Source organism: Robbsia andropogonis, assembly GCF_034047095.1.
Taxonomy (GTDB): Bacteria; Pseudomonadota; Gammaproteobacteria; order Burkholderiales; family Burkholderiaceae; genus Robbsia; species Robbsia andropogonis.
Genome location: NZ_CP139170.1, coordinates 2,169,837 through 2,183,497, shown reverse-complemented (window position 1 = coordinate 2,183,497; position 13,661 = coordinate 2,169,837). Strand labels below are relative to the sequence as shown.

At 61.1% G+C, this 13,661-nt stretch carries 10 protein-coding genes and 1 pseudogene; 5 read left to right on the top strand and 6 right to left on the bottom strand.

The genetic code is table 11. The annotated features are described in order from the left end of the window. Positions 1 to 28 precede the first annotated feature (28 nt). Together purL and SJQ66_RS23070 are read left to right on the top strand one after the other, a co-directional pair. Positions 29 to 4,156, top strand: a complete 4,128-nt coding sequence (gene purL / locus SJQ66_RS23075) for a phosphoribosylformylglycinamidine synthase (protein WP_320534596.1) — start codon at positions 29 to 31, stop codon at positions 4,154 to 4,156. Between the two features lie 396 nt (positions 4,157 to 4,552). Then, on the top strand, positions 4,553 to 6,028 hold the full coding sequence (locus tag SJQ66_RS23070; protein WP_320534595.1) for a hypothetical protein: 1,476 nt from the start codon (positions 4,553 to 4,555) through the stop codon (positions 6,026 to 6,028). A gap of 135 nt (positions 6,029 to 6,163) precedes the next feature. On the opposite strand, the gene SJQ66_RS23065 is transcribed toward SJQ66_RS23070, so the two are convergent. From SJQ66_RS23065 to SJQ66_RS23045, 5 genes are read right to left on the bottom strand one after another with little or no spacing between them, the layout of a single operon-like run. Continuing rightward, positions 6,164 to 6,973, bottom strand: coding sequence for a peptidylprolyl isomerase (locus SJQ66_RS23065; RefSeq protein ID WP_046153037.1), 810 nt, complete (start codon positions 6,971 to 6,973; stop codon positions 6,164 to 6,166). Beyond that, the gene (locus tag SJQ66_RS23060) at positions 6,970 to 7,329 is read right to left on the bottom strand and encodes a BolA family protein (RefSeq protein WP_024902986.1); all 360 of its coding nucleotides are present in this window, start codon (positions 7,327 to 7,329) and stop codon (positions 6,970 to 6,972) included. The genes SJQ66_RS23065 and SJQ66_RS23060 overlap by 4 nt, the downstream gene beginning before the upstream one ends. Positions 7,330 to 7,336: 7 nt before the next feature. Further along, a complete protein-coding gene (locus SJQ66_RS23055) occupies positions 7,337 to 7,864 on the bottom strand; it encodes a septation protein A (protein WP_024902985.1) in 528 nt (175 codons plus the stop codon). Further along, entirely contained in the window at positions 7,861 to 8,331 is a 471-nt protein-coding gene (gene msrB / locus SJQ66_RS23050) for a peptide-methionine (R)-S-oxide reductase MsrB (RefSeq protein ID WP_024902984.1), read from the bottom strand. The genes SJQ66_RS23055 and msrB overlap by 4 nt, the downstream gene beginning before the upstream one ends. A 54-nt stretch (positions 8,332 to 8,385) precedes the next feature. Continuing rightward, entirely contained in the window at positions 8,386 to 9,990 is a 1,605-nt protein-coding gene (locus tag SJQ66_RS23045) for a protein adenylyltransferase SelO (RefSeq protein ID WP_320534594.1), read from the bottom strand. 105 nt (positions 9,991 to 10,095) lie between these two features. Between SJQ66_RS23045 and SJQ66_RS23040 the strand changes: the two genes are divergently transcribed. Next, entirely contained in the window at positions 10,096 to 10,407 is a 312-nt protein-coding gene (locus SJQ66_RS23040; protein ID WP_046153064.1) for a Dabb family protein, read from the top strand. A 111-nt stretch (positions 10,408 to 10,518) separates the two neighbouring features. Further along, positions 10,519 to 11,022, top strand: coding sequence for a PaaI family thioesterase (locus SJQ66_RS23035; protein ID WP_024902981.1), 504 nt, complete (start codon positions 10,519 to 10,521; stop codon positions 11,020 to 11,022). 49 nt (positions 11,023 to 11,071) lie between these two features. Here SJQ66_RS23035 and ygfZ read toward each other — a convergent pair whose 3' ends face one another. Continuing rightward, complete coding sequence (ygfZ, locus tag SJQ66_RS23030; protein ID WP_024902980.1) at positions 11,072 to 12,466, bottom strand: CAF17-like 4Fe-4S cluster assembly/insertion protein YgfZ; 1,395 nt, start codon at positions 12,464 to 12,466, stop codon at positions 11,072 to 11,074. Between the two features lie 157 nt (positions 12,467 to 12,623). Here ygfZ and mltG point away from each other — a divergent pair. After that, positions 12,624 to 13,622: pseudogene (mltG, locus tag SJQ66_RS23025) on the top strand (endolytic transglycosylase MltG); the annotation flags it as partial. Positions 13,623 to 13,661 lie beyond the last annotated feature (39 nt).

Genomic DNA, 13,661 nt, shown 5'->3' with positions numbered 1-13,661 from the left:
GCCCGCGCGGTGCATCCATTTCCGCTCAATGGCCCATTTCTCGTGCTTTCCCGGCGCTTCGGCCCTCTCCGATTTCCGCAAGACCCGTTTGCTCGCGACGCTGAAGGCGATCGACGCGAATATCGTCGATGTCAGCGCGGTCTATCTGCATTTCGTGCACAGTGACGCCGTGCTCACGCCGGAACAGGTCCGCGTCGTGGATGCGTTGCTGGAGTACGGCCAACCGGCCGTTGCCACCGATGCGCCCAAAGGCACTGCGTTGCCGGTGCTGGTATTGCCGCGCTTCGGCACGATCTCGCCATGGGCGAGCAAGGCGACCGATATCGCGCACAACTGTGGTTTGCAACATGTGCGCCGGATCGAACGTGGCGTCGAATTCACGATTTTCCTGAAGACCGGTTTGCTCGGCGGCCGCAAGGCGCTGGACGCCGCCTCGCTCGACGCCGTTCACGCGGCGTTGCACGACCGCATGACCGAGTCTATCGCGGCGGATCGCGAGCAGGCATATCGCCTGTTCGACGAACTGCCGTCCGCACCGCTGACGCGAGTTGATGTCATCGGTGTCGGTCGCGCGGCGCTGGCAGAGGCCAACGCGACGCTGGGCCTGGCGCTCGCGGATGACGAAATCGACTATCTGGTCGACGCATTCACGCAATTGGGCCGCAATCCTAGCGACGTCGAATTGATGATGTTCGCCCAGGCCAACAGTGAACACTGTCGCCACAAGATCTTTAATGCGAATTGGACGGTGGATGGCGAAGCGCAGGAGTTGTCGCTCTTCGCCATGATCCGCAATACGCACAAGTTGCATCCGGAAGGCACCATCGTCGCCTATTCGGACAATGCGGCCGTGATGCGGGGCACGACGGTACAGCGCTGGTTCCCGCGCGGTGAGGGCCAGGTCTATGCGGCCAGCGAAGCGCTGACGCACACGCTGATGAAGGTGGAAACACACAATCACCCAACGGCGATCTCGCCGTTCCCGGGCGCGTCCACCGGCGCGGGCGGCGAAATCCGCGACGAAGGCGCGACAGGCCGTGGTGCGCGGCCGAAGGCCGGGATGGCCGGTTTTTCCGTTTCGAACTTGCGCTTGCCGGATGCCGCGCGACCGTGGGAGACGGCAGCCGATGCCGCGACGCCATTCGCCCAACGCACGCAAGCGCTCGCCGATGGCGCGGGCAATGCCGCATTGGTGGATGATGGCTATGGTCGCCCGGACCGAATCGCCTCGCCGTTGCAGATCATGACCGATGGTCCGTTGGGTGGCGCCGCCTTCAACAATGAATTCGGCCGACCCAATCTCGCCGGTTATTTCCGCGTCTATGAGCAGAACGTTGGCGGCACCGTGCGGGGCTATCACAAGCCGGTGATGATCGCCGGCGGTATCGGCAATATCGACGATAGCCATACGCATAAGAACGACCTTCCCGCCGGCACGTTGCTGATTCAGATTGGGGGGCCCGGCATGCGGATTGGCATGGGCGGCGGAGCGGCGAGTTCCATGGCGACCGGTGCCAACACGGCTGAACTGGACTTCGACTCGGTGCAGCGCGGCAACCCCGAAATCCAGCGTCGGGCGCAGGAAGTGATCAACAGTTGCTGGCAACTGGGCGCGGACAATCCGATCCTGAGTATTCATGATGTGGGTGCGGGGGGGCTGTCGAACGCGTTTCCTGAATTGGTGGAAGGTGCCAACCGCGGCGCCCGCTTCGCGATCGATGCGATCCAGCTTGAGGAGTCCGGCCTCGCGCCGCGCGAGATCTGGAGCAACGAGGCACAGGAACGGTATGTATTGGCCATCGCGCCGCAAAGCGCGGAACGGTTCGAAGGCATTTGCCGGCGTGAGCGCTGTCCGATGGCAATCGTCGGTATTGCAACCGATGAGCAGGTACTGAAACTGGCCAGGGCAACGCAGCTCGCCCAGGGCGCTGATGCCAGGGTCGATGGCGATGTGGCCGTGGACATGCCGATGGATGTGTTGTTCGGCAAGGCCCCGAGGATGCACCGCGACGTGCGCCGGGAGGCCCGACGCTGTCCGCCGCTGGTATTGGACGACATGACGCTGGAGCAGGCGGTGGAAGGTGTGTTGGCGCATCCGACGGTTGCCAGCAAATCTTTCCTGATCACCATTGGCGACCGGACCGTGGGCGCCATGAGTGCGCGTGACCAGATGGTAGGCCCGTGGCAGGTGCCGGTTGCGGACTGCGCCATTACCACGATGGACTATCGTGGTTTCGCGGGTGAGGCCATGACCATGGCCGAGCGCGCGCCGCTGGCGGTGATCGATGCCCCGGCGTCGGGCCGGATGGCGATTGGCGAGGCGATTACGAATATTGCGGCGGCACCGATCGATGCCTTGACATCGATCAAGCTGTCGGCGAACTGGATGGCGGCGTGCGGCACGCCGGGCGAAGACGCGGCGTTGTACGATACCGTGCGTACCGTTGGCATGGAGCTATGCCCGGCGCTCGGCCTGTCGATTCCGGTCGGCAAGGATTCGCTGTCGATGCGCACGCAGTGGCGAGACGGCGAGACGGCCAAGGAAGTGGTGGCGCCGGTGACGTTGATCGTTTCGGCCTTTGCGCCGGTGGCTGATGTGCGTCAGCACCTGACCCCGCAACTGCGTCGCGCGGACGACACGTTCCGTGGCGAGACCGTGGGTGAGACGTTGCTGGTCTTGATCGACATCGGTCGCGCGCAGAACCGGATGGCCGGTAGCATCCTGGCCCAGGTCGCGCAGCAGATGGGCGACAAGGCACCGGATCTGGACGACAGTGAAGACCTGAAGCGCTTCTTCACCGCCGTGCAACAATTAAACGCCGACGGCAAGTTGCTCGCGTATCACGACCGCTCGGATGGTGGCCTGTTCACGACCGTCGCGGAAATGGCCTTTGCCGGCCACGTTGGCGTGTCGTTGAATGTCGACATGTTGACACTGGACCCGGATCACGAATCCGATTTCGGCGATGCCAAGGATTGGGCGAAGCAGACGTCGGGTCGGCGTCACGACCGCACGCTGCGCGCCTTGTTCAACGAAGAACTGGGAGCCGTGGTGCAGATCCGCGCAAGCGAGCGCGATGCCGTGTTCGCGGTCCTGCGCGAGCAGGGGCTTGCCGCGTGCAGTCACCAGATCGGCAAACTGAACGACCGCGGCGATATTGAGATCTACCGCGATGCGAAGCGCGTCTATCATGCCGCGCGTACGGACTTGCAACGCCTCTGGACCGATGTCAGCTGGCGCATCGCGCGCCTGCGTGACAACCCGGCATGTGCCGATGCGGAACTCGAGGCGATTGCCGATGTGGCGGATCCCGGTATCTCGCCGGTCTTGACGTTCGACATCGCAGAAAACGTTGCCGCCCCGTTCATTCGGGCTGGCGCCGCCCGTCCGCGCGTCGCGATTCTGCGCGAGCAGGGCGTGAACTCGCATCTTGAGATGGCGCATGCGTTCGACCGGGCCGGATTCGAGGCGCGGGACGTCCACATGAGCGACCTGATCGAAGGGCGTGCGACCCTGGCAGATTTTGCCGGCGCGGTGGCCTGCGGCGGCTTTGCCTACGGCGACGTGCTGGGCGCTGGCGAAGGCTGGGCCAAGACGATCTGTTTCAATCCAGTACTGGCCGACATGTTCGCGGCTTTCTTCGGCCGTCAGGATACGTTCGCCCTGGGTGTGTGTAACGGCTGCCAGATGATGTCTAGCCTGGCGTCGATGATCCCGGGTGCGGAGCACTGGCCGAACTTCACACGCAACAAATCCGAACAGTTCGAAGCGCGGTTTGCGACGGTGGAAGTGACGCCATCGCCGTCGATCTTCTTTGAGGGCATGGCGGGTTCGCGGATTCCTGTTGCAGTGTCACATGGCGAAGGGTTTGCGGATTTTTCGAAGCAAGGCGATGCTGCAAAGGTATTGGGTGCGCTGCGCTATGTCGATAACCGTGGCCAGAAGACGGAGCAGTACCCATTGAACCCGAACGGTTCACCGGGCGGCCTGACTTCGGTGACTACCGCAGATGGCCGTTTCACGGTGTTGATGCCGCATCCGGAACGGGTCGCCCGTTCGGTGACGATGAGTTGGCATCCGGAGGGATGGGCTGCTGGTGAGGGCGACAGCCCGTGGATGCGTATTTTCCAGAACGCACGTAAGCGAGTGGGCTAACACCGCCGTTGAGGTGCGAAGTAGCCGCGATGTCGGCACTCCTGCGCAACGGTCGCGGCGATTAAGCATAAAAAAGACCTGTAGGGCTTGGTGCCGTACAGGTCTTTTTATCGTGGTGAAACGCTTGAGGCGGAGTGAGGCAAAACGGTCTACCCAAACGGGAGTATTGAATGATATTTTCGTGTCCCGTATGATTTTCTATTCGATATTTCGTAAATAAATTGGTAGTACGAAATAAATATCATGATCGTGATTGTTTGTACATCACCTGACTAGCGAGACCCTGCAATGCCCCAAGCGAAACGTCCTAGATCCCCGTCACCGGCCTCTTGCGATTCGCTTTCCGATTCGGTCACTGCACCGCTACGTACGCGGCAGCGGACGGAGGCTGCCGCTGTGGCGGGACCTTCCCACGATACGGGACGTGCTCCGGTAGATCACCGCGCGCTTGCCAACGCACTCGTCGATTACGACAGCGATAGCCGCGACGACGTCGAACCGACATTGCGCGCATTGCCAAATCCGATCCAACACAGAGAAAATCCGTATCGAGAGAATATCGAGGCAGGCATATCGCCCGCGGGCGCGCACGATAGCTTGCTTGAGCGATTGGATGTCATACCGCATGTGACCGAACGGATTGCGAATTATTTGCTGGCGGCACCGCTACCGCAACGCCAGGCGGCCGCGTTGGCATCGTTGGGGGGCAATGGGATCGGCACCTCGATCGCGGTGTTGAAAGAACAGCGGTCAAATGCCATGAAACAGTTGCGTGCAGCTGTGGCCAAGATGCGAGACGATCAGGGGCGGGTGGTTCCAGCCGAGCGGGACGCGGCGATAGCCGCGTTTGTTGACATCACGACAGTGATAGACGGAGATAAAGCGACCGCAAAGGCATTTTTTCAGAAGGTGATCGACGCATGGATTGCGGATGGTTTGCTGAGTTCCCACGCGGTGGCGGGGCTGAGCGATTTTTTATTTTTCAATCGTATTCCACGCGAGGAGATGGATGCCGCTCTTCGTTTGGCCGCGATTGAATGCGACACGGATTCCGAACCTGAAAACGACGAGGAAGACGAAGAACAAGACTATTTTGCACTGGTAGGCCATAGCAATTGGCCTGAAGGCTATCGCCGTGTACTGGAAGATAGAAACATTTCCATGCACGATGCGAACAGATGGTTTGATTGGCTTTGTGCTCCTGAAGACAGGAGAGGTAGGCAAAGCTCGCGCCTTGAGTACCAAATCTGGCGCAATATCGTCGAGCGTGAGCATGACGACGCATTGACCCTCGAGCGTTTGAATGATCTGGACAATACGGCATTACCCAGTCATTTCGGCCGGGCGTTACGTACGGAGTGGTTTGAAACCGTACTGTTCGATCCCGTGATCGCGCCGTATGCATCCAGTTTGATAGCAATTGCCGAACGGGTCTTGCCGGAGGCTTATAGTCTTGAGAATGTCCCGTTCGAATGGGTGCGTACCGGACGACGCACGCCGCAGTTCGTGGCAGACCTGCTGCAACAGGCCGCGCGTCTTGCGAAGGTATCTGGCATTGCACCGATGCAGGTTGAAACACATCACTACTTGTCGATATCACCGCTTTTCGACAGGCTATTGCTGGATAACACGATCTCGGAGCACCGTGCCCAGTGGTTCTTGACGCATTTCCGCTTGATCATGGCAGCGTTGGAAGAAAGCGATGTCGCGGTGGGGGCACAGTGCATCGCTTTGCTGCTTTCGGCGCAATGGTCCGACTCCACAGTGTCGCAATTGCTGTCCAATCTGGTCGCGATCGGGGAGACGTGGGTGTTGGGCAATACAGAGAAGCTACAGACGGCACTGAACGCGCTCGAAATAAATGCGGCATGACATTTCGGTCATCCGCGGCGGGTATGAGACGCCGGGCCGACTGCCGAATATGCGCGTCATGCGAAGGCCATTGCGCCACTCACCCGTCGCCTATTTTCGTCGGATCGGTTCGGTTACGGGTGATGTGGCTCGCCGTTACTGGATCTTCGCCTGGCCGCGTAGCTTCGATTCCAGGTCCTCGATCTGCTGCTTCTGCGCTTGCTGGGCCAACTGGCTCTTCACGCTATCGAACGGCGGCAGGGCGGGAGCTTGCGCATCACGCTCTCCATCGAGGCGGATGATATGCCATCCGAATTGCGTATGCACCGGCGTATCGGTGACTTGGCCGTCCTTCAGGGCTTCCGCGGCCTTCGCGAATTCCGGGACATACGCGTTTGCCGGCGACCACGGCAGGTCGCCGCCGTTCTTCGCCGACCCCGTATCTTTCGAGAATTGCTTGGCCAAGTCTTCGAAATTTGCGCCGCCCTTGATCTTTGCGATCAAGTCCTTTGCCTGCTGCTCGTTATCCACGAGGATATGGTGCAGATGGTATTCCTTGCCAGCGCTCTGCGCCTTCATCTTGGCAGCGATACTGTCGTACAGCGCGTGCAATTCCGCGTCCGAAGCCGGGTGCGTCGCGACGTACTTCTCCAGATAGGCACGGATCACGACGGTTTGCGCGGCGATCGCCATTTGCTGCTGGACCACCGGATCCTTCGTCAGGCCGTCTTTCGTTGCCGCCTGCATCAGCACTTCCCGATTGATCAGCTCGTCGCGAATGAGTTCGCGCAATTGCGGAGAGGCGCTCTGGCTGCCTTCGGGCAAGGTCTGGATCATGGCGTCCACGCGAGCAGACGGTATTGCCGTGCCGTTGACGATGGCGGCGTTCTGCGCGAACGCGGGCATGCTCACGGCAACAAGGGTAAAGGCTGCCGCCGTGGCAACGCGGGTCTTGCTGAAAATCATCGATCAGTCCTGTTTGCGTATTCTTCGGGGGTGAATGCCACGATCGCGAGCGCGTGCAGTCCGGCCCGGATCGCCTCAGCGAGGGCATCATACACCAGCCGATGGCGCGTCACCCGGGACTTGCCGGCGAACGCGGTGCTGACGATCGTCACGTTGAAATGCGAGCCGCCAATGCTGCCGTCCTGGTTGCGTGCTCCCGCGTGCCCGGCATGGCGGTCACTGTCGTCCTCGACGTCGAGCCAGTCGGGGGTAAACGTAGCGCGTAAACGGCTCTCGATCCAGTCACGGCGTGCAGCGCCCGCAGGAACCACGTGTGACAAACTGTCAGACGGTGAAGCGGATGTCGTGTCGATCATGATGTGCTCACTCGCTCTTCAAGTAACGGGCGAGCCAAATGCTCTGAGCGATCACGAAGAGGATCATCAGCGCAGTCCCGCCGAACAATTTGTAATTGACCCAGGTATCGGTCGAGAAGTGAAACGCGATGATCAGGTTCAGGATGCCCAAGAAGACAAAAAACATGGCCCACGCCAGATTCAACTGGCGCCAGACCGCGGCGGGCAGCGTCATCTGTTTGCCCATCATCGCTTCAATTGGATTTTTCTTCAGCAGATGTGCAATACCCAGCGCGACCGCAAAGGCCCAGTACAGGACCGTCGGTTTCCATTTGATGAAATTCTCGTCATGCAGTACCAGCGTGGCGCCCCCGAAAACGACGACGATCGCGAAACTGACCCACAGCATCGGTTCCACACGACGGTGTCGGACCGCCACCCAGACGATCTGGCAGACGGTGGCCGCGATGGTCACGGCTGTCGCCGTATAAATTCCCCATATCTTGAACGCGACGAAGAACAGGATGACGGGGAATAGGTCGAAAAGAAATTTCATTGTCCGAATGTCATTGACGCGGAGTTGATGCAGTAGCGCAGGCCCGTCGGCGCCGGACCGTCTTCGAACACGTGGCCCAGGTGCGCATCGCATGTCTTGCATTTGACTTCGATGCGAAGCATGCCATGCGAGCGGTCCGTGTGTTCGGCAATCACTTCGCCGTTGATGGGTTTGAAGTAGCTAGGCCAACCACATCCGGCATCGAATTTGGTCGAGGACTCGAATAATGGCGTGCCGCAGCAGACGCAATAATACGTGCCTTTTTCCCAGTGATCCCAGTAATCGCCGGTAAAAGGGCGTTCCGTTGCCGACTGACGCGCCACGCTATATTGCACCGGCGTCAATTCCGCACGATATTCGGCGTCGGTCTTGGGTGGTTTGCCGGCGTGGCCAGGCGCTCCAGCGGTAGGGCTGACGTCGCTGTCAAGCGGCTTCTGAGGGACGTTCGGGTTTTGCGGGTCATTCATGGTCTGTCTCCATTAAGAGCGACGGGCGGCAGTCGTCGGCGCCGCCGAGAGAGGTCAGGAGGAGCAGCTGACTTCCAGCCCAGCGGCCCAGTCGGGCGGCTGCGCGGCATAGGCCGCGTGCTCCGGTTGTTCGTCAAATGGGCGACGCAGTACGGCGGCCAGTTGTCGGGTTTCGGAAAAATCGCCGTCTTGTGCCGCGCGAATGGCCAACTCGGCTAAATGGTTGCGCAGCACGTATCGTGGATTGACGCGGGACATCTGCACCCGGCGGCTGGCATCGTCCTGCCCTTGCTGGCGCAGACGCGCTCGATAGTCGACCAACCAGGCATCAATGGCGGGACGATCGAGAAAATAATCGGCAAGCTTCGGCGCGCCATTCGCCGTGTGCGTTTCCTCGTGCTGCGAAACCTGGGCCAGTGCGCGAAACGTCAACGTGAAGTCGGCGTGATTGGCGTCCATCAATTGCAGCAGCCTGTCGAGTAGCGCACCGTCTTCCGGCGTGGGCTGCAACAGGCCAAGCTTGGCGGTCATACGCGCCTGATAATGTCGGTTGAATTGCTCGCCGTAGGGCGTCAATGCGGATTTCGTCAGCGCGATCGCCGCATCGGCCTCGGTCGTACCGGCTTCAGGCATCGCGCTGGCGGCATCCGGCGTGGCAATCAAGGGGAGCAGCGCCTGGGCCAGGGCGAACAGGTTCCAGCGTCCGATTTCCGGTTGGCGATGATACGCATAGCGCCCGTGGGTGTCCGTGTGATTGCAAATGTGCCGTGCATCGAAGCCATCGAGAAACCCGAAGGGACCGTAATCGATCGTCAGTCCAATAATGGACATGTTGTCCGTATTCATGACCCCGTGACAGAACCCGACACTTTGCCATTGCGCCATCAAATCCGCGGTGCGCGATGCCACCTGCTCCAATAAGCCAAGATAGGGGTTCTCGGTCTCCCGCAGCGCCGGATAGTGGGCTGCAATCACATGGTCTGCGAGCTGGCGCAGTGCATCGAAGTCATTTATTGACCAGAAATGCTCGAAGTGACCAAAGCGGATAAAACTTGGTGCGAACCGGGTCACGACGGCGGCGCTCTCCAGCGTTTCACGTCGCACCGGCAGCGCGGAGCCCGTGACCGCCAGGGCGCGTGTGGTGGGAATTCCCAACGCATGCATGGCCTCCGAGCACAGGAACTCCCGGATCGAGGACCGCAATACGGCACGACCGTCCCCCATGCGCGAGTAGGGCGTCAGGCCGCCGCCTTTCAGTTGCACTTCTTGCCAGACGCCGTCACGATCGGCAAGCTCGCCCAGCAGCAAGGCACGCCCATCGCCCAGCTGCCCGGCCCATTGCCCGAATTGATGACCCGAGTACACGCTCGCCAGCGGCAACTGCGCGTGCGGGATCTCTGCGGGCCATGGACGCGCGTCGGTATTACCGGGGGCAGCGCCGGGTGGGTGCCCGGACAATTGCAAGACCAGGCCATGATCATCGACGCAGTCCGCGGGCAAAGCCAGGTCGTGCAACGCATCGGTGGAAGCGGCAACCAGATAAGGCATGGGGAGGGGGTGCGGGGGCAAGCGGGTGTAGAATCGCTCGCCAAGCGATGCGAACCCGCCGCCAGGCCGTTGCGTGCTGCCGAGCGCGGACAGCGGGGAAGTGGGCTTCATGAACAATGGCGGCTCGCGCGGATGGAAATTTCTATTTTAGAACGTGGTGCGCCAGCTTGCGCATCGCATGGTCTCGAGGAAGGCCGTACAAAGGAGGAAGCCCTGATGTTGACACACATTGTGATGTGGAAAGTGAAAGACGAGGCCGAGGGCGCGTCGAAGGTGCACAACCTGGAGAAGATGCGCGAGTTGATGCTGGCATGCGCGACAATCGTGCCAGGTATCCATAAGCTCGAAGTGGGTATTGCCGCTCCGGCTGGGCCGGGCGTGGCTTCGACGTTCGATATCGTTTTATATTCGGTCTTTGCCGATGCGGACGCGCTGCAGGCTTATCAAGTGCACCCGCAGCATCAGGCGCTGGTGGCCTTTGTCCGCAAAGTCACGGAAGGACGCCAATGCGTCGACTACGCGCACTAAAACGCGTGTGGTCGTCCTTCCCATCAATACCATAACGATAACGAGATGCATGGCAGGGTCGCTTTCAGCGAGAAAAGCGACCCCGCGGCAACCCTGAAAGGGAGACCGGGCATGGTAACGGCAGATCAGCCAATGGAATCCGACGCTATTCATCCGGACGCCGCCAACCCTTTCCTACGGGAATTGGGGGTGCGCACGGTGCGCGCCGACGCGTCGGGTAGCGAAGTCGTGCTGGCGCTGTCAGGTCGGCATATGAATCGATGGGCGATTGCGCATGGTGGTGTCACGATGACGCTGCTCGACGCCGCACTCGGACATGCCGCCCGTGAAGTCGAACGGCCGCCAGGCGACATGGCGGTGGATCGCTCGCGTGGCGTGGTCACCGTTGATATGAGCGTGACGTTCATCCAGCCGGGACAGGGGATCTTGACTGCGTACGGGCGTGTGCTGCACCGCTCGACGACCATGGCGTTCTGTGAAGGCGAAGTACGGGACGCTGATGGCGGCCTGGTCGCGAAGGCGTTGGGTACGTTTAAATATCTGCGTAAGCTGCCGCTGGGCCGGAAAGTCAGGGCCGAGGTCACGCATGTACCGCCGTCGGCCGCTGACAGTTGAGGGGATCCAACGACCGGTTGTCATGCGCGCGCGTGACGCACGCCTTGATTTACGCTGTCGGCAAGGCGTATGGTAGGCCGTAGACCGTCAAGGCTGCCGTTGCCGTCGACGGTGTTGCCGACACGTCATGTTGCGGCGCGGATGCCGAGGCGTCGACCGCCGTTGCACGAAGCACCACACGCAATGCGGCGTCCGCGGGCGTCGCCGTCTTCAGTTCGATCAGGCAATCGACGCCTCCCTCCGGCGCGGGGGCGGCATTGACCACGCGGCCACATGGCTGCCATTGCTCCGCCGATCCAAGGTTGACCGGATCATGGAGGTCGATGATTTCGTCACCGGCCCGCGCTTGTTCGGCGTGGGCCAAGGTCGCGCGCCGCTTCACGGTGCCGCGATATTGGCTGCGCGCTACCACTTCCTGGCCTGGATAGCATCCTTTGCGAAAATTGACGCCGCCTATCGCTTCGTAATTCACCATCTGCGGCACGAACGCATCCTGTGTCGGCGCGGTGATCTCAGGCTGGGCCGCTTGTATCGCCAGCCAATCCCAGTGCGCCGGGTCAATGGTACTGAACCTGTCGGCCAGCGCGGCCAGCCACGCATCACGTGTAGGGGCAGGCACGCAAAGCAGAAAGCGACGTTGTCCGGCCGCATCGGCCAGACGTAACAGTGTGACGGTATCGCCGTTGTCGCTATCCTGCCGGATCAGTGGCAACGAGCCCCCGGTCATGCTGGTTGCCTCGCCTGCCGTCGTGCCCAGCACATTGGCTAGCGGCGTGGAGCCGTTACGTACCCCGGGAAACGCGACCGCGTAGTCAGGAGGATTCGGCTCCGAGGGCACGCAGACCCCCTTATGAAGCAGTAACGCGGACAATGCGGCATCGAATGCCGCGTCGTCATGACCACCGCTCAGGCCGAACAGGGCAACGTCGTTGCTATGATCGACAAGCTTTACCTTGGCCCGTAACACGAACATATGCAACCGCTTTCGAATCGCGTCGGCGATGTCGGCGCTGATCAGCAGCCGGATATCGGGCCAGTGGGCAAGGTCGTCGTGATGGGTCGGACTCGGGACCGCATGCGGTGCTGTCGTCGGCACGGCATTGTTTGCGCCGGCAGCATTTATCGGCGGTAAAGGCCAATACAGTAGCGAGGCGAGCATCCGTCCTTTTGGCGAGCAGAAGGCACCCCGAGCTGCGTGGGCCGGTGACAAGTGCGTGACGTCGTTCGTCAACTGGTTGTGGAGGAAGCTGCGCGCATCGGCACCGCGCGCGTCGATGACCGCCCAGTGACTATCGGTCGCAAGCGGAGCGAACCCGCCACCGGGGGGAACCAGGCGGGATGCCTGCGCCGCCTTGGTTTGCATCGTGGTGGCGGATGCGTGAAAATTCACCGTCGCGGCATCGGTCGACGACGTGGGGGAAAGGGGTTCGGACGTATCGGACATGATCTGGCTGGGTGCCTCGCCGTGCAGGGTAGGGGAACGACCGTGTATGAGGGGCGTGCGGCCTTGATCGCCACCGGACGATCCATCGTCCGGAAGGTAGCGAGAGTCACACCGAATCACAGTATTATATTGGGTTCCAGACAACTGTTGGAAACGTATGTCCCTTGGAAACTTTGGTCGATGGGTCCGGAGATCGATCGCAACCGCTGTCATCGTCATGGCCGGAGCCGCCGCCGCGGCCTATTGGTGGGCAAATACGCCCATGCGGCTTGCCCAGCCTGAAATCGATATCTCGGTGGCGCGAGGGTCTCTGCGCGCCGTCGCCGCGCAGTTGCGGCAGAACGGATTGCCGATGAACCCGCGTGGCTTCGAGCTGATCGCGCGCTTCCTCAATCTGTCGACGTCATTGAAGTCGGGCAATTACGCGTTCGAGACCGGCATCACGCCTTACCAAGTGCTATTGAAGCTGGCGCGCGGTGACGTCAACCAGTCGTCGGTTACGGTGATCGAGGGCTGGACCGTGGCGCATATGCGCGCCGAGATCGATGCCAATCCGGCTTTGCGCCATGATACGGCCGGTATGAGCGACGCGCAGTTGATGGCTGCGATCGGCGCGCCCGGTATCGCCGCGGAAGGCATGTTCTTTCCTGATACGTATTTGTTCTCGAAAGGTGTGAGCGATATCAGCGTCTATCGTCGCGCCCATGATGTCGCGGAGCAGCGCCTGGCACAGGTGTGGGCCGAGCGCGCCCCCGATTTGTCGCTGACATCGCCCTATCAGGCGCTGACGCTGGCATCGCTGGTAGAGAAGGAAACCGGCAAGGCGGTGGAGCGCGCGGAAGTCGCGGGCGTCTTCATAAACCGGCTGAAGATCGGCATGCCCTTGCAGACCGACCCGAGCGTTATCTATGGCCTTGGAGCGGGGTATGGCGGGCGCTTGACCAAAAAGGACTTGCAGACTGACACCCCGTACAATACGTACACGCGACGCGGCTTGCCGCCCACGCCGATCGCGCTGCCGGGGATGGCGGCTTTAAAGGCGGCGACGCATCCGGCCAGCTCTAAGGCGTTGTACTTCGTGGCAAAGGGCGACGGCACCAGCGTCTTTTCGGATTCGCTCGTCGATCACAATCGCGCGGTCAACTTGTATCAGCGCAACCTCGGGATGGCCGGACGCACGGACGTCGGAGCGCCG

What these genes read in the sequence shown, in the direction of transcription:
- SJQ66_RS23045 (WP_320534594.1), bottom strand. Translation starts at nt 9,990, where the DNA reads ATGAAGCCCACTTCCCCGCTGTCCGCGCTCGGCAGCACGCAACGGCCT.
- purL (WP_320534596.1), top strand. Translation starts at nt 29, where the DNA reads ATGGCCCATTTCTCGTGCTTTCCCGGCGCTTCGGCCCTCTCCGATTTC.
- ygfZ (WP_024902980.1), bottom strand. Translation starts at nt 12,466, where the DNA reads ATGTCCGATACGTCCGAACCCCTTTCCCCCACGTCGTCGACCGATGCC.
- SJQ66_RS23055 (WP_024902985.1), bottom strand. Translation starts at nt 7,864, where the DNA reads ATGAAATTTCTTTTCGACCTATTCCCCGTCATCCTGTTCTTCGTCGCG.
- SJQ66_RS23065 (WP_046153037.1), bottom strand. Translation starts at nt 6,973, where the DNA reads ATGATTTTCAGCAAGACCCGCGTTGCCACGGCGGCAGCCTTTACCCTT.
- SJQ66_RS23040 (WP_046153064.1), top strand. Translation starts at nt 10,096, where the DNA reads ATGTTGACACACATTGTGATGTGGAAAGTGAAAGACGAGGCCGAGGGC.
- SJQ66_RS23060 (WP_024902986.1), bottom strand. Translation starts at nt 7,329, where the DNA reads ATGATCGACACGACATCCGCTTCACCGTCTGACAGTTTGTCACACGTG.
- msrB (WP_024902984.1), bottom strand. Translation starts at nt 8,331, where the DNA reads ATGAATGACCCGCAAAACCCGAACGTCCCTCAGAAGCCGCTTGACAGC.
- SJQ66_RS23035 (WP_024902981.1), top strand. Translation starts at nt 10,519, where the DNA reads ATGGTAACGGCAGATCAGCCAATGGAATCCGACGCTATTCATCCGGAC.